The sequence below is a fragment of the Pseudomonas sp. NFX15 genome, from assembly GCF_049132105.1.
Lineage (GTDB): Bacteria > Pseudomonadota > Gammaproteobacteria > Pseudomonadales > Pseudomonadaceae > Aquipseudomonas.
This window is the reverse complement of the sequence record NZ_JAFMPV010000002.1, coordinates 236,649-257,816: the sequence shown is the minus strand read 5'-3', so window position 1 is coordinate 257,816 and position 21,168 is coordinate 236,649. Positions and strand designations below refer to the sequence as shown.

Genomic DNA, 21,168 nt, shown 5'->3' with positions numbered 1-21,168 from the left:
GAGTCGAAAATTAGCGCAGGGTCAGCAGCTGCTGTACCAGGGGTTCTAGCTCAAGATCGTTCACCGCCTTAACCGTGTCGATCATCTCCACCGGCCAACTCTCAAGCCCAAGGCAGGCGCCGAGCATCGCGCCAAGAATCGCCGCGATGGTGTCCGTGTCGCCGCCCAGGCTGGCGGCCATGCACAACGCATCGAAGGCGTTGATTTCACCGATGGCCACTTGCTGGGCCAGGGCGAACGACACCACCACCGACTCCTGCGAAGCCACCGACGTGCCGATCACGTCGTACAGCAGGTCTGCCAGCAAACCCTTGTCATGATCGACACTGATGCTGCGCGCCCAACTGATGCGCGAGGCAATGCGCCCGCCCGCCACCCAGTGGCCATGGCTTTCCGCTTGCTGGGCGAACTGCTGGCCGAGGTTCAGCGCTTCACCGAGGTCGATGCCGTTGATGCCGGCAGACACCACCGCCGCCACGGCCGCCGCACTGGAAATCCCCAGCGTGGTGTTGTGGGTGACCTGGCAAGCCTGCACGACCGCTTCGATGAAGCGCTGCGGATCGGCGACGTTCGCCGCGATCCCCACTGGCGTAATGCGCATCGCCGCGCCGTTGGTGGTGCCGTAACGTCCGGCCTCTTCAGGCGAATGGCCGGCGAGGATCATTTCGATGGCGCGCTTGGTCGACGGGCCCAGCAAGTCCTGCGAGCCTTTGGCCTGCATCACCGCTTCCCATTCGATCAAACGCTGTGCAAGCACTGCCGGTTCGATCTTGCCTTCGCCATCGATCAACAACTGGCCGACCAGAATCGCCTGCTCAGTATCGTCGGTGATCGAACCTTTCGGCATGTTCGCGGCAATCGGCTGGTCGGGACCGGCGTCTTGCAGGTTGGTGATTTCGCCGAAGCGCGCCTGGATCTGCGCGCGGCTCAGGGATTGGGTCGGCATGCCCAGTGCATCGCCCAGGGCCAGACCATAGAACGCGCCCAAGGCACGATTGAGCGCAGTCATTTGGTCGCTCCAAATTGCAGGTGCAGGCGGAAGTGCACGGGGTCGAGCAGGCTTTCGACCTGTTCCATAAAGCGGTTTTGCCGGTCGTAGGTGGTGCGCAGGGCCTTGAGGAACACCGTGCCCACCGGCCTTCCCAGCAGTTCGGCATCTTCGGCGTTCAGCGGCTCGGCGCCGATCCATTGGTCGCCGCGTTCGCCCACATAACCGTAGGCTGCCAGGGTAAGGGTCAGGGAATTGTCGATCAGGCCGACCCGCGGCAAGCCTTCCAGGCCACCGCTGGCGGGCATCAATGAACGTTCGAGGGAGACCAGCGTGCCGTCGTTGGAACGGCGGCGACGGTCCAGGGTAATGAACTGGTCGGTGCCCAAACGCGACAGCAAGTCGGGACGGCTGACCGCCTCCAGCCGCAGCACTTCGGTATTGACCAGCGCCCCGCTGTCCGCCAGGGCCTGCGCCCAGCCGCTGCGCTGATCGAGCGCGACACCGTCGAACGTGACGATCGAGCCCACCCCGCTTTGCGTCGCGATGTAGTTGCGCCGTTTCAATTCGGCCAGGGCTTCACGCAGCGTGCCGCGGCTGACGTTGAATTCTTGAGCCAACTGATGCTCGCCCGGCAAGTGAAAGCCATCCTCCATGAGGCCGCTTTCAATGCGCCGGATGAGTTCGTCGACCACCCGTTGTTTCTTGTCGAATCGTACCTGTCTAATCATGTACAAATTGATAACCGAAACGGGTTCGGGCCGACAAGGAATATTTCAGGAAGGTGACGGAAGGGGCTGCGTTTAGAGGGAAGTTCAAATGGTGCCTGTGATACCGCCTTCGCTGGCAAGCCAGCTCCTACAGGCTATACGAAACCTTGTAGGAGCCGGCTTGCCGGCGAAGACGTCCGTAAGACAGGTAAAAAATCTCAGCGTTGTTTCAATCGGTCGATCACTACCGCCAGCAACAAAATCGAACCGCGGATCACGTACTGGTAAAACGTGTCGATGTTCTTCAGGTTCATCGCGTTCTCGATGATCGCCAGAATCAGCACCCCGGCGATCACGTGCCGGATCATACCGATGCCGCCGCTCAACGATACCCCGCCCAGCACACAGGCCGAGATCACGGTCAGCTCAAAACCCTGGCCGATCATCGGTTGGCCCGAGGTCATGCGCGACGCCAGGATCACCCCGGCCAGCGCACCGATCACGCCGTGCACGGCGAAGATGATGATCTTGGTCCGGTCGACATTCACACCGGCCAGCAGCGCCGCTTCCTGGTTGCCGCCGATGGCCATGGTGTTGCGCCCGTAGGTGGTGTAGTTCAGCAGCCAGCCGAAGAACAGAAAGCAGACGATGGTGATCAGGATCGGCACCGGTACGCCGAACAGTTGGCCATTACCAAAGACGAAGAACGATTCCTGGGACACCCCCACGGCTTTGCCGTTGGCGAAAATGTAAGCCAGGCCGCGCACAATCTGCATGGTTGCCAACGTCGTAATCAATGCGTTGACTCGCAGCTTGGCAATCACGATGCCATTGATCAGCCCGACAATCAGCCCCATCAGCAGCGCCGCACAAACACCGAGAAACACGCTGTTGGTGTCACGCATCACCACCGCCGCGACCACTCCGGCACAGGCAATCACCGAGCCCACCGACAAATCGAAATGCCCGGACGCCAGGCAATACAACATGGTGCACGCGGCGATCCCGGTGGTAGAAATCGCCAGGCCCAGGCCACGCATGTTCAGCGGTGACAGGAAGTTGTCGATCAGCAAGGTGCAGGCGACAAAGATGCCGACCGCCGCCAGCAGCATCACCCAGTCATCGAGGAAGCGCCGCAGGTCCAGCGGTTTGCGTGCGGTCGGCAGGGTGTTGTTTTGGGTTGTCATCATAGTCACCTCTCAGTTCGCCACGCCGCTGGCGCGTTGGCGCGGCAAAGCCAGTTGCAGCAGGTTGGATTCGTTGGCCTGTTCGCGGCTCAGTTCGCCACGCAGCGCGCCTTCGCAGAGCACCAGGATGCGGTCGGAAATGCCCATGACTTCCATCAAGTCGCTGGACACCACGATCACCGCTATTCCCTCGGCGGCCAGGTTATGGATGATCTGGTAGATCTCGGCCTTGGCACCGATGTCGATGCCGCGGGTGGGTTCGTCGAGCAGCAGCACTTTCATTGGCATCGACAGCCAGCGGCCGAGAATGGCCTTCTGCTGATTGCCACCGGACAGGTACATGATTTTCTGCGCCGCGTTCGGCGTCTTCACTTTCAGCGCCTTGATCTGCTGGTCGGCGTTGCCCTTCTCCCACAGGCCGCGCAACAGGCAGCCGAAGGTGGAATGGGCGCCGCGTGCGCTGATGTTGATGTTCTCGGCGACACTGGCCAGCGGCAGGATGCCTTCCTTCTTGCGGTCCTCGGGGCACAACAGGATCCCGGCGGCAATCGCATCGCGGGGTGAACGCAGCTTCAGTTCATGACCACGCAGCTCCAGGCGCCCGGCGCTGTTGCGCGCCAGGCCGCTGAGCAGGCGCAACAGTTCAGTACGACCGGCACCGACCAGTCCGAACAGGCCGAGGATTTCGCCTTTGTGCACCTCGAAGCTCACCGGCTCGCGCAATCCCGGCCCAAGTAAACCGTCGACCTTGAGCGCCACCGCACCGCGCTGGCGCGAGCGATAATCGTAGATGTCCTGGATGTCGCGACCGACCATGCACGTGACCAGTTGATCGTGGGTCAACTGGCTCATGTCGTCGAACGTGCGCACGTAGCGCCCGTCCTTGAACACCGTCACGGCATTGCAGATGCGGAACACTTCTTCCATGCGATGAGAGACGTAGAGCACCACTTTGCCCTCGTCCCGCAGCCGACCGATGATCGCCATCAAGCGGTCGATTTCCCGCGCGGAGAGGCTGCTGGTGGGTTCGTCGAAGGCAATCACATGGGCACCACGGGACAACGCCTTGGCGATTTCCACCAGTTGCCGCTGACCGAGGGACAGGCGCCCGACTTTCTCCTGCGGGTCGATTTCGTCGGCCAGGCCCTTGAGACAGGCCAGAGCGTTTTGCCGCAAGGTACCGCGGTTGATCAAGCCGAAACTGGCCGGCAGATGACCGAGGAACAGGTTCTCGGCCACGCTCATTTCCGGCACCAGGTGCAGCTCCTGGTGGATTACCGCGACGCCGCTGCCGATGCTGTCGGCGGTGGACTTGAAGTCCATCGTCTGCTCGCCGATCTGCAAGGCACCGCTGCTGGGAATGTAGGCCCCACCGAGGATTTTCAGCAGCGTCGACTTGCCGGCACCGTTCTCGCCCATCAGGGCATGAACCTGCCCCGGATGGGCGACGAAGCTGATGTTGTCCAGCGCCTTCACCCCGGGAAAGGTCTTGCCGATCCCATTGAAGCGCAAGCTGCCGCTGTGTTGCTGTGTCTGTGTTTGCGCGTGCATAACCACCTCTTCAAACCGATCTGGCGGCCCCGTTGCCGAGGCCGCCGCTGAAATCAGATGACCGTCAGTTCCACAGGCCGATCTTTTCCAGTTCCTGCTTGAAGTTGTCGCGGGTGATCAGCGTCACGTCGTCCATGGCGGTGAATTTCGCCGGCTCCGTGCCGGTGGTGACCCACTCGTACATCATGCTCGCGGTGTTGTAGCCCTCGATGTGCGGGCTTGGCAGCATCGAGCCATAGAAACCGCTGTCGGGTTTCTTCAGCTCGCCAATGGCGTCGGTCCCGTTGATGCCGATGCCGATCACGTTGGTCGCGGCAAAACCGGCGGCTTCGGTGGCGCGTACGCCGCCGAGCACGGTGTTGTCGTTCATGCCACCGATGATCAGATTTTTCGCTGCACCCGGCAGTTTCACCAGCGCCGAATTGGTGGCGTCCATGCTGCCCGGCACGTCCAGGGTTTTCAGAGCCGCGAACAGGATGTGGTCTTTCGGCATGCCGGCGTCTTCCAGGGACTTGACCGAGCCGTCGGTGCGTTTCTTGCCGGTGTCGAGTTCGTTATAGGTGTTGATCACCGCGTAGGTGTCTTTCCAGTCCCAGCCGCGCTTCTTCGCTTCGGAGGCCATGGCACTGCCCTGCTTCTGGCCGACTTCGAAGGCCGCCATGCCGAGGTACGGCACGTCCTCCATGAACTTGCCGCTGGCATCGACGAATCGGTCATCGACCGCGATCACTTTCAAGCCATTGAGCTTGGCCTTGGCCATGATCGCAGGACCCAGGGACACGTCCGGCGGGCAGATCACGAAGCCCTTGGCGCCGTTGGCGGCGAGGCTGTCGATAGCCGACAGGGTTTTCTCACCGTCCGGCACGGCGATCTTGATCAAAGTGAAGCCCTTCTCTTTCCCGGCCTTTTCGGCAAAGGCCCATTCGGTCTGGAACCAGGGCTCTTCCGCTTGCTTGACCAGGAAACCGATCTTCACTTGCTCGGCCGCCAGCAGCGTGCTGCTCAGGCTGACTGCCGAAACCGCCAGCGCGGCACAGCACAGGGTACGGATTGCATGACGACGATTCATAAGCTGACTCCTTGTTATTTTTCTTGAGCGATTTTTGGAAAGCCATGACGCGGTGTAGCCAAACTCAAAAGCGGCAAACAGTGGCAATAGTCATATCGTATGATGATTGAATTTAAGGCGGAGACAGGCGCCTGAAAGCCCGATCATTCAGTCGTGGTACATCACCGAGCGCCCACCATCGATGGTGATGCACGAGGCATTGATGAACGGCGCTTCATCGCTGGCCAGGAACACCGCGGTCATTGCCACTTCGATCGGCTGCCCGATTCGGCGCGGCGGGTGCAGGTCAAACGCACGCTGGCGTTCGGCGTGAGGGTCGGCGAACCCGTTCCAGTAATCGACGTTCAGTTGGGTTTCGATGTAGCCCGGCGCGATGGCGTTGACGCGAATACCCTTGGGCGCATATTCGATGCCCAGCGCACGGGTCAGGCCGAGCAGGCCATGCTTGGCCACCGGGTACGGGAAGCAACCGGGAATGATGTGGGTGGAATGGGTTGAGGCAATGTTGATGATGCTGCCAATGCCCTGCTCGATCATTTGCGGCAGCACCGCCTTACAACCGTACCAGGCGCCATCGAGGTCGATGGCAAAGCAACGACGCCAGTCTTCTTCGGTCATTTGTAGCGGATCGCGGAATACGTTGACCCCGGCGCAATTGACCAGCACGTCGATCCGGCCGTGCAGATCGATTGCCAGCCTGGCCATCGCATGCAGGTCCTGCTGGCGCGACACGTCGGCCCGGATCGCCACCACATCGGCGCCCTGCTCCCGCCAGTGCGCGGCAACCTTCTCGACTTTTTCGCCCTGGATGTCGCTGATGATCAGCTTGGCCTGCTGCGACGCAAACGTCGCCACGATGGCTTCGCCAATGCCTTGAGCGGCACCGGTCAACAATACGACTTTGTTCTTCAGGCGCTCGCCCTTGGGCGGTTCGGGCACCGGTGGCAATGACAGCGGTTCAGCCATGGTTCAAGACTCCTGTTCGAAAACACGACGAAAACCGGGCATCTGCTGATGTCCGGTCAAAAGGCGTTGAGGAAAAACAGGTGAGTGCGAAAACGTTTCAGCTTGGAAACGGTCTGAGGCACTGACTCCGCAAAGGAGTACGAGGAAACTTCGCTGCATCACTTCACCTGTTTTGTTTTTTTAAGTGTGAGTGCATGTAACTGGTGGGGCCGACTATAAACCCGGCTCGCAACAAATCTCAATATATATATTTGCATCCCATATTTTGGGATTTAACCTGAGAAGCGTGTGCAAGGTTTACCAGGCACATCCAGGGGAATGGACAATACGGCCCCATCCAACGGGTGATCCGCCGGGCTTGTCGCACTGGTAACAAACAGGGTTTTCAGGTCTGCACCGCCAAACACGCAACTGGTGGGACGGCTGATTGGCAGTTCGATGATCCGGTCGATTTGGCCATCGGGGCTGAGCCTGAGCAGGCAACTGCCGTCCCAACGGGCATTCCAGATGAAACCCTCGGCATCCATCGCCGAGCCGTCCGGGCCGCCGCGTCGATGGGGACCGAACCAGACTTGCGCCGGATCAAGCGCGCCGTCGGCCCGGATGAAATAGCGATTCAACGTGCTATCGAGGCTGTCGCCGAAATACACCGTGGTAGCGTCATCGCTCCACAGCAGCGTATTGGGAATGCCGAGGTTGCGCAGCAGCGGCGTCACCCGACCGACATGATCAATGCGAAACAAGCCACCCGAACGGCGGACGATGGGCAGGTCCTCCCCCTGTTCTCCGATATTGTTTTGCATGGTGCCAAGCCAGAGTCGGCCTTGTGCATCGCAGCGGGCCTCATTGGGGCGGTTGCCCGGTTGCGGATCGGCGACGCAGAACAAGGTCAGGCGCGGTTCCAGGCCAGGGGAGTCGAGATCGAGGCGATACACGCCACTGCTCAATGCCACCAGCGCGTCGCCGCTTTCGCAAGGAATGAAGGCCGACACATGTTCCGGCATCTGCCAGATCTGCACGTTTTCGCCAATCAGGCGCAACGCCTGTTTGCCGGCGATATCCACCCAATAAAGCGCCTGGGTCGGCGCATCCCAGAACGGGCCTTCGCCCAGTTTCGCCCGATGCCCGGTCACCGCGTTTAGCGCCATGAAGCCTCCTGCCTGGTTGTTGTTTTGTGCGGGAGCGAGCCTGCTCGCGACGGGGTGTCAGTCGATATCATTTCGCTGAGCCACCTTCGCCAGCAAGCTGGCTCCTACAAGGGTTGGGGTGTTCAGCCTGCTTTTCTATCGGCCATGACCTGCGGGTAATAACGCTTGATTGCAATGTCGGCGTTATCGATCAGGGTCATGCAGGCCCAGACACCCCGGGTGCTATCACGGGCCGCGATGGCGTCCGCCAGGTCGCGGTGAATCGGCAAGGTGCGGCGCAGCTCTTCCGGGTCGGCAGCGGAGACTTCAAAGGCCACCGCCAGCAGCGCGCCGAGGGCGGGCACCATTTGTTCGATGAATTGATTGTGGCTGGCGGCAAGGATGCATTCGTGGAAGAGCTGGTCGGCGCGGTTGTAATCGATGCCGCTGTCCACCGCCCGTTCCAGTGCGTTGCAGGCCAGCAGGATGGCATCGACCTGTTCGCCAGTCGCGCGCTCGCAGGCCCAACGCACGGCCATCGGTTCGATGGTGCGACGCAGGTCGAGCAGATCGTCGACGAAGTTTTCCGGCAAGCCGCTACGTGACAGCCAGCCAACGACTTGCGGATCAAAGAGATTCCAGCGCCGCACCGGCAGCACCCGCGTGCCGACTTTCGGCCCGACTTCGAGCATGCCTTTGGCAACCAGGGTCTTGATGGCTTCGCGGATAACGGTGCGGCTGACGCCGAGTTGCTCGCCGAGGTCGGCTTCGACCTTGAGCGACTCACCCGGCTTGACCTGCCCGGTGGCAAGCCAACAACCCAGCCAGTCAACCGTCGAAGCATGAAAGCTGCTGGACATGGACACCTCAAAGTCGTTCGCGATGGAAGCTCACGCTAATCATCATACGATTGGGTGTCAATTTGAATTTAATGAATACGCAGAAGCCATTGTGGGAGCGGGTCAGGGTTCGAGGCCGATGGGGCAGAATTCGCCGCCGCTCCAGACGCCGAGCCAGCGTTGGCCGTCGATCTCGCGGCTCACCGCCAGTTCGACCAATTGATAGAACACATTGCGGTGAATCAGCGCTTCCAGATTGCTGCGCACGTGCACATAGGGCGCCGGTTCCTGTGTGACCGGGTCGATGACCACGCGCAGCGGATGCTCGGCACCGGCCTCGGTGGTTTCATCGACGTTTGTAGTAAAGCGCAACAACTGCGCCTCGCCCTCGCCTTCCACGACCACCGCAACTGCCACGAACGGGGCATCGTCAACCTTGATGCCGACCTTCTCGACCGGCGTGATCAGGAAATAATCATCACCGTCGCGACGAATGATGGTCGAGAACAGCTTGACCATCGGCTTGCGCCCGATCGGCGTACCCAGGTAGTACCAGGTGCCGTCCCGGGCGATACGCATGTCGATGTCGCCGCAGAAATCGGGGTTCCACAGGTGCACCGGCGGCAAGCCTTGGGTCTTGGGGATTTGCCCCAGCAGGTCGTTGGCTTTTTGCGGGCCACTCATGGCGTTCTCCTTGAAATTACTGGTCGCTGAGCCCGACCAGGCTGCGCGCATATTGCTCCAGCGGCGGGCCCATCAGGTCTTCAGGTTTTTTATCGTGGAACGTCAGTAAACCGCCACGACTCTTGATGGTCGCAGTATCAATCAAATACTGGGTGCTGGTCTCGATCAACATGATCTGAATGATACCGCTGTCGATGCCGAGACGGTCCAGCGCTTCCTGATCGAGCCACTCGTCCGAGTTGCCAATCCGGTCATCGGAGTTGGCGAAGCGGGTATACAGCAGGTAGTGCGCACCGGCGGCGCGGGCTTCGCCCATGGCCTGGTCAAGCCCCTCCGGCGCGCGAGCACGACGCACCATCGGGAAGTACTCGACAAAACCATCGAAGGCGACTTCCGCAATCACATTGGGCCGCGGATAAACAACGCTGTTGGGCGGCACGAAAGCGCCTTGGGCGATGTAGACGAATGAGTCCGGCTGAATGCGCAGGTTGTTTACGCGACGGCTGTCGCTGTGGTCGAGCAACCCTGCATCGCTCATATGGTAGCGAGTCCCTTCGGCCATATCGCTGACGTTCATGCAGCCACCAATTGCCAAAACGGCCAGCAGCAAAACCAGGCTACGCATCCTATCCTCCAGAGGCCGGTGTCGGAAAACCGGCGAATGGCCGTTGGATGCAGCTTCCGCGCCAGCTCAAGTTTGATCGGTGCCTGTTCAAATGCAATCGCGGGCAAGCCACGCTCCCACAGGATTTGTGCAAAACCTTGTGGGAGCGTGGCTTGCCCGCGAATACGCCGGTTCAGCCGCCGATAATCTTCATGACTGTCGCACCACCCGAGAACGCCACTTCCTGCTTGTCACCCAAGGCCTTCACCAACAGTCGCTGCAAGGCCGGCAGGGCTTGGTGACGCGGTTTGTCCAGGAGGTCGCCGACGTAATGGCGATTGCTCGACGACAAGCAACCGTGCAGCCAACCGGTGGACGACAACCGCAACCGCGAACAGGTCCGGCAAAACGGCACGCTTTCATTAGCGATTACGCCAAAATAGCCATGGCCGGGAATTTCATAGCGAACCGCTGTCGCATCGACCGGCGCATTGGCCTGCAGGTACTCGTAGCGCTCGCCGATCAGACTCAGCAACTGTTGGAGGCTGACGAACTGCTGCAGAAAGGCGTTGGAATCGTTGGCCAGGTGGCCCATGCGCATCAGCTCGATAAAGCGCAGTTCGTACCCACGCTCCAGGCAGTAGTCGAGCAGGGGCATCACTTGATCGAGGTTCTGCCCGCGCAACGGCACCATGTTGACCTTGATCTTCATGCCCGCCGCGCTCGCCTCGCTCATGCCATTGAGTACGGTCGCCAGGTCGCCGCCACGGGCAATACCACGGAACGCACCGGCATCAAGGGTATCCAGGGAAACGTTGAGGCGCCGAATGCCGGCATCCACCAGCAGTGGCAACTTCTTCGCCAGCAATTGGCCGTTGGTGGTGAGGCTGATGTCTTCCAGGCCCATCTGCCCGACGGCCGCCATGAACGCTTCGAGTTTCGGGCTGACCAGCGGCTCGCCACCGGTAATACGCAGGCGCTCGATGCCGGCGGCTTCAATCAGGTAGGCCACGCCGCGTGCCATGGCTTCGGCCGACAATTCATCCTGCGCAGCCACCAGCCGCTTGCCGTTGGGCACGCAGTAAGTACAGGCGTAATTGCAGGCTGAAGTCAGGCTGATTCGCAGGTTGCGAAAACGCCTGCCTTGACGGTCAACGATCATGATCACTCCGGCGGAAGAATATCGGGCCGCTAAAACTTGACTCACAAATCAAGTTTTAGCAAGTCCTCTACCTGAGTATATTCCTGCGGTACGGCGCCAAGTAGCAAAATAATGGCGCAATCAGGCAGCAGAATGACTCAGCTGGCCGGAGTGTCGGTGTCGCGCTTGCGTTTGTTGCCCATGCGCACGCCGATGTCCATCAGGAACTGGAAGAAACCTTCCTGATCTTCCAGCACATTGCTCCAGAACGGCGAGTGATACAGCGCGACGGCACCGTGCACCAGCGCCCAGGATGCGCAGTAATGGAAGTAGGGCGGCACGTCTTCGAGCTTGCCTTCGCTGATCCGGCCCTTGATCAGCAGGGTCAGGCGTTCGAAGTTCGAGGCGCGGATCTTGTGCAACTCCTCGATCATCTCCGGCACCTGGTTGCCCTTGACCACTTTCTCCTCGAGGCGGTCGAACAGGCGATAGCGTTGCGGGTCGCGCATGCGGAATTCGAAGTACGCCCGGGACAGGGCTTCCTTGTCCTTGTCGACATCGGCCGAATGCAGCAATGCGTTCAAATCGCGCTCGTAGTCGAGCATCAGGCGCAGGTAGATTTCCGCCTTGGACTTGAAGTGCTTATAGATGGTGCCTTTGCCGATACCGACGGCATCCGCAATCATCTCGACGGTGACACTGTCTTCACCTTGTTCGAGGAACAGCTTGAGCGCGGTGTCGAGAATTTCCTGCTCGCGGCGGCGAAACTCACGGACCTTACGAGGTTCTTTATGCATAAGAAAAGGTCTGTCGGGGTCAAAATTCGAAGCCGCGTATTATGCCTAACTTGCACAAAAAAGCACGGATCATCCGACCATATCTGCGCTTTCTGGTCATTTCGCGTACGACACCCGGTTGATGAGAACTCTTCCGAAGCGCATGTATTCCAAATTTGTTTAAAAACCGACACAGACAAACTGGACGAGGCGCAATCCTGATCAATACTTGAACTGTCGGCGGGGCATCTCCCCCAAGTGTCACGCCGATATTGGTACCAACGGACCGCGTGCCATTGTTTTACTCCTAATGGTCTTAACCCGGATTCACCCCCCAGAACCCGGGTTTTTTTTGCCTGCGATTTAACCTTTTACGTGCGCCAGCGGGAACAGCCGCTTGAAATTCGCCGTGGTCTGCTCGGCAAACCGCTCGTAGGGCTCACCGCGTAACATTGACAGAAATTCCGCTACCTCGCGCACGTACTGGGGCAGGTTCGGCTTGCCGCGGTACGGAATCGGCGCCAGGTACGGCGAGTCGGTTTCCACCAGCAAACGGTCGGATGGCACCTTGCTCGCGACATCTCGCAACGCGTCGGCATTGCGAAAAGTGACAATCCCGGAAAGGGAAATGTAATAGCCCATGTCCAGCGCAGCCTTGGCCATCTCCCAGTCCTCAGTGAAGCAATGCAGCACGCCCGCCTGGGGCAGCGCCGCTTCACGCAGCAGGCTCAGGGTGTCGGCACGGGCGCCACGGGTATGGATGATCACCGGTTTGCCGGTTTGCTGTGCTGCTTGCAGGTGCAGGCGAAAGGACGCCTGTTGCAACTCGGCCGCTTCCGGCTCGTAGTGGTAGTCGAGGCCTGTTTCGCCGATGGCAACCACCCGCGGGTGATTGAGCTCGCGTAACAGCCAGTCCAGCGCCGGCGCGGCGCCCGGCTGTACGTCCAGTGGATGCACGCCCACCGAGCAGTCGACGTCGTCATACCGTTCGGCCAGGGCTTTGACGTCGGCCGCGTTGTCGGCGCTGACGCCGATGCACAGGAAATGCCCGACCCCGCGCTGGCGGGCCGCCTCCAGGGCGGCGTCCAGGGAGCCGTCGTGGGCGGCGAGGTCGAGGCGATCGAGGTGACAATGGGAATCTACGAGCATTTTGGGCAGCAACTTGCATCGAATGAGAGGGATAGGCGGATGTTCTGATACTCAGAGTCTAGGCGCAGACCATCATCTTTGGGCCGGCAATGACGCCCATTGCACCAGCAACGCCTCCAACAGCAGGGCCGGATTGAGGTTGGCCTTGCTCAAGACTTTCTGGCGTTGGGCAAGGATCCAGTCCTGGATATCGAGGACTTTGCCCTGGGCAGTCTTCTGCGCCAGGTATTGCACGACCTTGCGCATGTCGCTCAGGCCGAGGCCGGCTTCGTCCTGGGTCAATTGGTACCGCAGGATCAGGCTCGACCAATCGCAGAACCAATCGAACAGGCGCAACATCGGAATGCTTTTCCATTCCTCGGCCAGTTGCGTCGGCGACTGCTGTTGCTTGAGTAGCTTTTTCACCCCTTCCACCACTTGCGCGCGTTGTTCACGCACGCCCTGGGCCTGAAGGCTGACCGCCGCCAGGGGCGAACCGGCCGCCAGCGTCAGCAGTTCGACGCGCTCCTCTTCGGAACACTCCGGCAGCGCCTGGGCCAGCCATTGCAAGCTCATGGCCTCGCCCGGCAGCGGACAGGCCTGCTGCACGCAGCGACTCTTGATGGTGGGCAACAAGCGGCTCGGCTGGTGACTGACCAGCAACAACACGGTATCGCCGGACGGCTCTTCAAGGCTTTTGAGCAAGGCGTTGGCAGCATTGATGTTCATCGACTCCACCGGCTCGATGAGCACCACTTTGCGCCCGCCCAGTTGCGCGGTCTGCACCACGAAACCGACGAGGTCGCGGACCTGGTCGACCTTGATCGCCTTGTCGGCCTCTTCCGGTTCGAGGATGTAGTTATCCGGGTGACTGCCTGCCCTGAGCAGCATGCAGGATTTGCATTCACCGCAGGCTTCCAGCGCTACCGGGCGCTGGCACAGCAGGCTCGCCATCAAACGCTCAGCCAGTGCCCGTTTGCCGATACCGGCCGGGCCGTGCAGCAGATAGGCGTGCGCATGCTGGGCGCGACCGGCCAGTTGCTGCCACAGGCTTTCCTGCCAGGGATAGGCCTCAGCCACGGCTCAACTCCAACAGGCGCGGCAACAGCGCATCCAGCGATTGCTGGACCTGAGCCAACGGTTGGGCGGCATCGACCAGCACATAACGCGTCGGCTGCGCTTCAGCCCGCTTGAGAAAGGCACCGCGCACGGCATCGAAAAAGGTCCGGCCTTCCAGCTCGAAGCGATCCAGGCGACCGCGAGCGCTGGCGCGGGCCAGGCCGACTTCCACAGGCAAATCGAAAATCAGCGTCAGGTCCGGGCGCAAGTTACCCTGAACGAATGTTTCCAGGGCGGCGATGCGCTCCAGCGACAAACCGCGACCCCCGCCCTGGTAGGCGTAGGTCGAATCGGTAAAACGATCACACAGGACCACGGCCCCGCGGGCCAATGCCGGGCGAATCACTTCGGCCAGGTGCTGGGCGCGCGCCGCGAACACCAGCAACAACTCGGTATCGGGGTTCATGACTTCGTCGACCGGGGCCAACAGCACTTCACGGATGCGCTCGGCCAGCGGCGTACCACCCGGTTCGCGGGTCAGCACCACCTCGATGCCGGCCGCGCGCAGGCGCTCGGCCAGGTATTCACGATTGGTGCTCTTGCCGGCGCCTTCCGGGCCTTCCAGCGTAATAAACAAGCCAGTCACAGGCAGTCCTTAGTCAAAGTCATTACGGGCTTTTCGGTGCGCTGGCATCGGGCTCTGGCGCTTGCGGTGCGGGCGGCGGATCTTGCGGCGGCACCTGCGGCACAGCCTCGGGCGCGGTGTCCGGTGAAGCCGCCGGGATCGGCGTCTGCTCCTCCGAAGCCTTGGCTTCCTGCGTACCGGCTGGCTCAGCCTGAGTGGCCGGCGTCTCGCCCGCAGCGGCCGGTGCCGGGCTGGAGCGGTAATCGGCGCGACGCTTGAGCTGGAACTCCTTCACCGCATTATTGTGCGCATCCAGGTCGTCGGAAAACACGTGCGTGCCGTCACCGCGCGCCACGAAGTAAAGGCTGTTGCCCTCCACAGGATTGAGCGCCGCATGAATGGCTTCGCGCCCCACCATCGAAATGGGTGTCGGCGGCAGGCCCGCATTCATGTAGGTGTTATACGGCGTCGCTTCCTTGAGGTGAGCCCGGGTCAGCTTGCCGCTGTAGCGGTCGCCGAGGCCATAGATTACCGTCGGGTCGGTCTGCAACAGCATGCCGATCGCCATGCGCCGCACGAACACACCGGCAATCTGCCCACGCTCCTGCGGCACACCGGTTTCCTTTTCCACCAGTGAAGCCATGATCAGCGCCTGATAGGGCTCGGTGTACGGAGCATCCGCTGAACGTTGTTCCCACTCTTTGGCGAGCACTTCGTCGAGGCGATCGTAAGCGAGCCTCAACAGTTCGACATCGGACATCCCGCGCACGTAGCGATAGGTGTCCGGGAAGAAGCGACCTTCAGGAAAAATCCCCGGGTGACCGAGCTTGTCCATCACCTGGCTGTCACTCAAGCCGTTGAGACCATGATCGAGTTTTTCTTCCTTGGCCAGCGCAGCGCGCACCTGGCGGAAATTCCAGCCTTCGACCAGGGTCAGGCTGTATTGCACCATCTCGCCACGCTTCCACAGGTCGATCAGCCCTTCGACCGTCATGCCGGGCTGCATGCGGTACTCACCGCTGTGCAGGGGTTGCTTGGCGAGGTTGAAGCGCCAATACACGCGCAGCCAGAACGCGTCCTTGATGACGCCATTGGCTTCGAGTCGGTAAAAGGTGCGGGTCGGCGTGGTGCCCTTGGGCACATCCAGCAATTGTTCCTGGGTGACGTTCAGCGGCTGAACCAGCGCCGAATGAATTTTCCAGGCGCTGGCGCCCAACAGCAGCCCCGCCAGAACCAGTCCGGTTTCCAGCAGCAGCAAGAATTTACGTCTCACGTATCAAGCATCCAGTAGTGCACGGGCAATGGATTGGAGTTTACGGGTGAGCGGCCCAACCGGCCAGCTCAGTGCAGCACAGGCGCGCACCGGCCAAACGCCATACACGCTGTTGCAGACGAAGACTTCGTCGGCCCATTGCAGCTGTTCGAGGGGGATGTCGGCGATTTGCGTGGGAATGCCCAGCAACTTGGCCTGAAACAATATTTCGGCACGCATCACACCGGCCACGCCGCAACGTTTGAGGTCCGCAGTGATGAGTACGCCATCGCGCACCAGGAACAGGTTGCTGAACACGCCTTCGATCACACGCCCAGCCTGGTCGAGCATCAAGCCTTCAGCATGTTCGGTGTCTTGCCATTCGGCACGGGCCAGTACTTGTTCCAGACGATTGAGGTGCTTGAGCCCGGCGAGCAATGGCTGGCGGGAAAGGCGTGTCGCGCACGGAAACAGACGAACACCCTGCTCGGCGTGTACCGCCGGATAAGCCGCCGCAGGATTGCCTTGCAGGATTCGCCGGGCCTGGGCCGAGGGATCAGGCGCGTAGCCGCGCAGACCGTCGCCGCGGGTGAGGATGAGCTTGAGTACGCCGTCACCCAGCGCCGCCGCGTAGGCGGAAATTTCGCTGCGAACCCGATCAGGGTCGCTGGTGATCGCCAACCGCGAACAACCGTCCGTCAGCCGCGACAGGTGTCGGTCCAGCAACACCGGCTGCCCGTTGCGCACGGCGATGGTCTCGAACAGACCATCGCCATAAGCCAGGCCGCGATCCTTCAGCGACAAAGCGTCAGCCGGCTGACCGTCGACCCAGTTGTCCATCAGCCTGCGAACCGGCGGAACACCAGCGAGCCGTTGGTGCCACCAAACCCGAAGGAGTTGGAAACCACCACATCGATATCCATGTTGCGTGCCGTGTGCGGTACGAAATCCAGATCGCAGCCTTCGTCTGGCTCATCGAGGTTGATGGTCGGCGGCGCCACCTGGCCGTTGATCGCCAGCACGCTGAAGATCGCCTCGACCGCGCCCGCCGCACCGAGCAGGTGACCGGTCATGGACTTGGTCGAGCTGACGGCCAGCTTGTAGGCATGATCGCCGAACACCGACTTGATCGCATTGACTTCAGCCAGGTCGCCGGCCGGAGTCGAAGTGCCGTGGGCGTTGATGTACTGCACTTGATCGCCATTGATTTTGGCATCGCGCAGGGCATTGGTGATGCAGCGTGCAGCACCCGCGCCATCGGCGGGCGGCGACGTCATGTGGAAGGCGTCGCCGCTGGTGCCAAAGCCGATCAGCTCGGCGTAGATGGTCGCGCCACGCGCCTTGGCGTGTTCGAGCTCCTCGAGCACCAGGGCACCGGAACCATTGGACAATACAAAGCCATCGCGGCCCTTGTCCCATGGACGGCTGGCGCGGGTTGGCTCGTCGTTGCGGGTCGACAGTGCGCGAGAGGCACCGAAGCCGCCCATGCCCAGGCCGCAGGCGGCCATCTCGGCGCCGCCGGCGATCATCACGTCGGCTTCGTCGTACATGATGTTGCGGGCAGCCATGCCGATGCAGTGCGTGCCGGTGGTGCAGGCCGTAGCGATGGCGTAGTTGGGTCCCTGTGCACCCAGGTGGATCGACAGGAAACCGGAAATCATATTGATGATCGAGCCTGGCACGAAGAACGGGGAAATCCGTCGTGGGCCAGTCTCGTGCAGCGTGCGGGCGGTTTCTTCGATATTGGTCAGTCCGCCAATACCCGAACCCATGGCCACGCCGATGCGTTCACGGTTGGCGTCAGTGACTTCCAGGCCGGCATTGCGCACCGCCTGAAAACCCGCGGCCAGGCCGTATTGAATGAACAGGTCGAGCTTGCGGGCTTCCTTGACCGACAGGTACTCCTCGACATTGAAGCCCTTTACCGAACCGCCAAAACGGGTGGAATAGGCAGAAAGGTCGGTGTGTTCGATCAGACCAATGCCACTGCGGCCAGCCAGAATGCCCTGCCAGCTGCTTGGCACATCCGTGCCCAGTGGCGACAACATACCCATACCGGTGACTACGACGCGTCTACGCGACACAGCACTCTCCTTTTTCAAATGACGACTTTTGCATCAGGCCTAAAGAAAAAACCGCACGCCATGATGGCAGTGCGGTTTTTCCATGACAGCGAGCAACGATTACAAACTATTACGCCTGGTGGCTAGTAACGTAGTCGATTGCAGCTTGTACGGTAGTGATCTTTTCAGCTTCTTCGTCAGGGATTTCGGTCTCGAATTCCTCTTCCAGAGCCATCACCAGCTCAACGGTGTCAAGGGAGTCGGCACCCAGGTCTTCAACGAAGGAGGCAGTGTTGACCACTTCTTCTTCTTTAACGCCCAGTTGCTCAGCAACGATTTTCTTGACGCGCTCTTCGATGGTGCTCATACCTTGTTTTCACTCCTAATGGACAAATTCAGGCAGCTGGCCGGTGGGTAAGTGTATAGAAAGGCTTTTCAGCTTTTCAACTGAAAGCTTCACTCCTCAAACCCGGTGACCCTCTGCCTATAAATAGATTGCAGCTTTATAACGGATTTTAGACAGCTCGTATGACATTTTTTTGAAGCAATCCGTCACATTTGAATTACATGTACATCCCGCCGTTCACCGGGATTGTAGCTCCGGTAACGTAAGCCGCACCGTCCGACGCAAGAAAAGCGACCACGGACGCGATCTCTTGAGCTTGCCCCAGACGGCCCAGCGGAATCTGCGTCTGCAAGGCTTCACGCTGTGCCTCGGGCAGTTCACGGGTCATATCGGTGTCGATGAACCCAGGGGCCACCGAGTTTACCGTAATCGAACGCGAACCGACTTCACGCGCCAGTGCACGGCTGAAACCTTCCAGACCGGCCTTGGCGGCAGCGTAGTTTACTTGGCCTGCGTTGCCCATGGCACCCACTACCGAGCCAATACTGATAATTCGGCCCCAACGGGCTTTGGTCATGCCACGCAAAACGCCCTTGGACAGGCGGAACAGACTGTTCAGGTTGGTATCGACAACGTCATGCCACTCGTCGTCTTTCATGCGCATCATCAGGTTATCGCGGGTGATACCGGCATTGTTGACCAGGATCGCCGGCGCACCGAACTGCTCCTGGATGCTCGCCAGGACAGCCGCCACGGACTCGTCGCTGGTGACATTGAGCTCCATGCCAGTGCCCTGAATACCGTTTTCCTTCAGGGTCGCGGCAATGCGCTCGGCACCCGACGCGGAGGTCGCTGTACCCACAACAATGGCGCCCTGACGACCCAATTCCAACGCGATAGCCTGGCCGATGCCGCGGCTTGCACCGGTGACCAGTGCAACTTTACCTTGCAGACTCATGCAAGCTTCTCCTGATTCAGGCCAACGCTGCACGGGCGGCAGCGAAAGCGTCTGGGGTATTGAGGTTGGATGTCGACACGCCATCGGCGCAACGTTTGTTCAGACCGGCAAGCACTTTGCCCGGGCCGCACTCGACCAACTGGGTCGCGCCCTTGGCGGCCAGCGCCTGGACCGATTCAACCCAGCGTACAGGTTTATAGAGCTGCTCAAGCAGGTCGCGCTTGAGGGTTTCCAGATCGGCCGGCACTTCAGCGCTGACGTTCTGCACCACAGGAATCTGTGGCGCCTGCCAGTTGATGGCAGCGATCGATTCGGCGAAACGCTCGGCAGCCGGGCGCATCAGCTCGCAATGGGACGGCACGCTGACCGGCAACGGCATTGCGCGCTTGGCACCCCGCGCCTTGCAGCCTTCGATGGCGCGCTCGACCGCAGCCTTGGCACCGGCGATGACCACTTGGCCAGGCGAGTTGAAATTCACCGCGCTGACCACTTCGCCTTGTGCCGCTTCGGCACAGGCAGCCACGACGTCAGCATCGTCCAGACCAAGGATCGCGGCCATGCCGCCCTGCCCGGCCGGAACGGCTTCCTGCATCAGCTGACCACGACGCTCGACCAGCTTCACCGCGTCGCCCAGGCTCAGGCTGCCCGCCGCGACCAGCGCGCTGTACTCACCCAGGCTGTGTCCGGCGACATAGGCCGGACGCGCACCACCTTCGGCCAGCCACAGACGCCACAGGGCGATCGATGCGGTCAGGATGGCGGGTTGGGTTTTATCGGTTTGATTGAGCTGTTCTTCCGGCCCTTGCTGGGTCAGTGCCCACAGGTCGTAACCCAGTGCATCGGAAGCTTCTTTGAATGTTTCGAGGACAACCGGGTGTTGTGCGCCCAGCTCGGCCAGCATGCCGAGGGACTGCGAGCCCTGTCCTGGAAAGACGAATGCGAGGGAAGCAGACATGTAACAAGCCCCTAATGATCTTGTCGTCGGAGAAATGGCGCCCCTTTTGGGGGACGCTAGAAACTGACAGTTGGATGGCCCATCGAACCAAGCGGTCACATTTAAGCATTGTCCGACGAAAACGCCTAAAGCAACAAATCCTCCAGACGACCGTGCAGGCGCTCGGGAAGGTTCTCCTGAATCTCGATCAAGGCACGCTGGATGGCACTTTGAAAACCCTGGACCCCGGCAGAACCGTGGCTTTTCACGACAATGCCCTGCAAGCCGAGAAAGCTCGCACCATTGTGCCGGGCAGGCGCCAGATCGGCCTGCAGGCGCTTCATCAGGGGCAGCGCCAGCGCACCGACCGCGCGCGAGGCGATATTTTTCTTGAACAACGCCTCGATGCGCCCGGCAATCATCGTCGCCAGGCCCTCGCTGGACTTGAGCAGGATGTTGCCGACAAACCCGTCACACACCACCACATCCGCTTCGCCACGGTACAAGCCGTCACCTTCGATAAAGCCGATGTAGTTGATGCCTCGGGTGCTTTGCAACAAGGTCGCCGCCAGCTTGACCTGTTGATTGCCCTTGATGTCTTCGGTGCCAATGTTCAGCAACGCGACTCGAGGACGACTTATGCCGAGCGTTTGCGCTGCAACCGAGCCCATGACCGCGAACTGCAACAGGTGCTCGGCGCTGCAATCGACGTTGGCGCCCAAGTCAAGCAACTGGCAATAACCCTTTTGTGTCGGAATCGCCGCGACCATCGCCGGACGGTCAATACCGGGCAAGGTCTTGAGCACGAACCGCGACAACGCCATCAACGCGCCAGTATTACCCGCACTGACACAGGCCTGGACTTTACCGTCGCGCAGCAACTCAAGGGCCACGCGCATCGACGAGTCCGGCTTGCCACGCAAGGCCTGGGCGGGTTTTTCGTCCATGGTGATGATTTCACTCGCCGGTGCAATCGACAGGCGCGCGCGATCCACAGCCGAATGGCCAGCGATCAGTTCTTCAAGAAGGGAGGGTTGACCGACAAGGGTCAGGTGCAGCGAGGGTGTGGCAGACAGGCAAGCAACGCTGGCCTGGACAATGCTGCGGGGACCGAAGTCCCCGCCCATTGCGTCAATCGCGATGACTTGAGCGGACAAGTGA

Annotated in this window: 22 protein-coding genes; all 22 read right to left on the bottom strand. The window is 60.6% G+C overall.

Going from position 1 to position 21,168, the window contains the following annotated elements; translation table 11 throughout:
• Nucleotides 1–10: 10 nt before the first annotated feature.
• The gene (locus J1D76_RS03355; protein ID WP_421137018.1) at nucleotides 11–1,009 is read right to left on the bottom strand and encodes an ADP-ribosylglycohydrolase family protein; all 999 of its coding nucleotides are present in this window, start codon (nucleotides 1,007–1,009) and stop codon (nucleotides 11–13) included.
• Nucleotides 1,006–1,719 carry a GntR family transcriptional regulator gene (locus tag J1D76_RS03350; RefSeq protein WP_421137017.1) on the bottom strand — a complete coding sequence of 238 codons (714 nt, stop codon included), beginning with the start codon at nucleotides 1,717–1,719 and terminating at the stop codon, nucleotides 1,006–1,008. The genes J1D76_RS03355 and J1D76_RS03350 overlap by 4 nt, the downstream gene beginning before the upstream one ends.
• A 197-nt stretch (nucleotides 1,720–1,916) precedes the next feature.
• Nucleotides 1,917–2,885, bottom strand: coding sequence for an L-arabinose ABC transporter permease AraH (gene araH, locus J1D76_RS03345; protein WP_421137016.1), 969 nt, complete (start codon nucleotides 2,883–2,885; stop codon nucleotides 1,917–1,919).
• A 12-nt stretch (nucleotides 2,886–2,897) separates the two neighbouring features.
• On the bottom strand, nucleotides 2,898–4,436 hold the full coding sequence (araG, locus tag J1D76_RS03340; RefSeq protein WP_421137015.1) for an L-arabinose ABC transporter ATP-binding protein AraG: 1,539 nt from the start codon (nucleotides 4,434–4,436) through the stop codon (nucleotides 2,898–2,900).
• A 64-nt stretch (nucleotides 4,437–4,500) separates the two neighbouring features.
• A complete protein-coding gene (locus J1D76_RS03335; RefSeq protein WP_421137014.1) occupies nucleotides 4,501–5,505 on the bottom strand; it encodes a substrate-binding domain-containing protein in 1,005 nt (334 codons plus the stop codon).
• Nucleotides 5,506–5,652: 147 nt separating this feature from the next.
• Nucleotides 5,653–6,471, bottom strand: coding sequence for an SDR family oxidoreductase (locus J1D76_RS03330; protein WP_421137013.1), 819 nt, complete (start codon nucleotides 6,469–6,471; stop codon nucleotides 5,653–5,655).
• 272 nt (nucleotides 6,472–6,743) lie between these two features.
• Nucleotides 6,744–7,619, bottom strand: coding sequence for an SMP-30/gluconolactonase/LRE family protein (locus J1D76_RS03325; RefSeq protein ID WP_421137012.1), 876 nt, complete (start codon nucleotides 7,617–7,619; stop codon nucleotides 6,744–6,746).
• 122 nt (nucleotides 7,620–7,741) lie between these two features.
• Nucleotides 7,742–8,458 carry a FadR/GntR family transcriptional regulator gene (locus J1D76_RS03320; RefSeq protein ID WP_421137011.1) on the bottom strand — a complete coding sequence of 239 codons (717 nt, stop codon included), beginning with the start codon at nucleotides 8,456–8,458 and terminating at the stop codon, nucleotides 7,742–7,744.
• A gap of 102 nt (nucleotides 8,459–8,560) precedes the next feature.
• Nucleotides 8,561–9,121, bottom strand: coding sequence for a DUF1285 domain-containing protein (locus J1D76_RS03315; RefSeq protein ID WP_421137010.1), 561 nt, complete (start codon nucleotides 9,119–9,121; stop codon nucleotides 8,561–8,563).
• 16 nt (nucleotides 9,122–9,137) lie between these two features.
• Nucleotides 9,138–9,746, bottom strand: a complete 609-nt coding sequence (locus J1D76_RS03310) for a DUF4823 domain-containing protein (RefSeq protein WP_421137009.1) — start codon at nucleotides 9,744–9,746, stop codon at nucleotides 9,138–9,140.
• 172 nt (nucleotides 9,747–9,918) lie between these two features.
• Nucleotides 9,919–10,887, bottom strand: a complete 969-nt coding sequence (locus J1D76_RS03305) for a GTP 3',8-cyclase MoaA (protein ID WP_421137008.1) — start codon at nucleotides 10,885–10,887, stop codon at nucleotides 9,919–9,921.
• A 137-nt stretch (nucleotides 10,888–11,024) separates the two neighbouring features.
• Nucleotides 11,025–11,663, bottom strand: coding sequence for a TetR/AcrR family transcriptional regulator (locus tag J1D76_RS03300; RefSeq protein ID WP_421137007.1), 639 nt, complete (start codon nucleotides 11,661–11,663; stop codon nucleotides 11,025–11,027).
• Nucleotides 11,664–12,005: 342 nt separating this feature from the next.
• Nucleotides 12,006–12,791 carry a TatD family hydrolase gene (locus J1D76_RS03295; protein ID WP_421137006.1) on the bottom strand — a complete coding sequence of 262 codons (786 nt, stop codon included), beginning with the start codon at nucleotides 12,789–12,791 and terminating at the stop codon, nucleotides 12,006–12,008.
• A 72-nt stretch (nucleotides 12,792–12,863) separates the two neighbouring features.
• Nucleotides 12,864–13,850, bottom strand: coding sequence for a DNA polymerase III subunit delta' (locus J1D76_RS03290; protein ID WP_421137005.1), 987 nt, complete (start codon nucleotides 13,848–13,850; stop codon nucleotides 12,864–12,866).
• Nucleotides 13,843–14,475 carry a dTMP kinase gene (gene tmk / locus J1D76_RS03285; protein ID WP_421137004.1) on the bottom strand — a complete coding sequence of 211 codons (633 nt, stop codon included), beginning with the start codon at nucleotides 14,473–14,475 and terminating at the stop codon, nucleotides 13,843–13,845. The genes J1D76_RS03290 and tmk overlap by 8 nt, the downstream gene beginning before the upstream one ends.
• 22 nt (nucleotides 14,476–14,497) lie before the next feature.
• Nucleotides 14,498–15,727: an endolytic transglycosylase MltG gene (gene mltG, locus J1D76_RS03280; RefSeq protein WP_421137003.1), complete on the bottom strand. Its 1,230-nt coding sequence runs from the start codon at nucleotides 15,725–15,727 to the stop codon at nucleotides 14,498–14,500.
• A 3-nt stretch (nucleotides 15,728–15,730) separates the two neighbouring features.
• On the bottom strand, nucleotides 15,731–16,546 hold the full coding sequence (gene pabC / locus J1D76_RS03275; protein ID WP_421137002.1) for an aminodeoxychorismate lyase: 816 nt from the start codon (nucleotides 16,544–16,546) through the stop codon (nucleotides 15,731–15,733).
• Entirely contained in the window at nucleotides 16,546–17,790 is a 1,245-nt protein-coding gene (gene fabF / locus J1D76_RS03270) for a beta-ketoacyl-ACP synthase II (RefSeq protein WP_421137001.1), read from the bottom strand. Before fabF ends, pabC begins: the two co-directional genes overlap by 1 nt.
• A 109-nt stretch (nucleotides 17,791–17,899) precedes the next feature.
• Complete coding sequence (acpP, locus tag J1D76_RS03265) at nucleotides 17,900–18,136, bottom strand: acyl carrier protein (RefSeq protein ID WP_003175607.1); 237 nt, start codon at nucleotides 18,134–18,136, stop codon at nucleotides 17,900–17,902.
• 196 nt (nucleotides 18,137–18,332) lie between these two features.
• A complete protein-coding gene (gene fabG, locus J1D76_RS03260) occupies nucleotides 18,333–19,073 on the bottom strand; it encodes a 3-oxoacyl-ACP reductase FabG (RefSeq protein ID WP_421137000.1) in 741 nt (246 codons plus the stop codon).
• 16 nt (nucleotides 19,074–19,089) lie between these two features.
• The gene (fabD, locus tag J1D76_RS03255) at nucleotides 19,090–20,028 is read right to left on the bottom strand and encodes an ACP S-malonyltransferase (protein WP_421136999.1); all 939 of its coding nucleotides are present in this window, start codon (nucleotides 20,026–20,028) and stop codon (nucleotides 19,090–19,092) included.
• A 125-nt stretch (nucleotides 20,029–20,153) separates the two neighbouring features.
• The gene (gene plsX, locus J1D76_RS03250) at nucleotides 20,154–21,164 is read right to left on the bottom strand and encodes a phosphate acyltransferase PlsX (RefSeq protein WP_421136998.1); all 1,011 of its coding nucleotides are present in this window, start codon (nucleotides 21,162–21,164) and stop codon (nucleotides 20,154–20,156) included.
• Nucleotides 21,165–21,168: the final 4 nt, after the last annotated feature.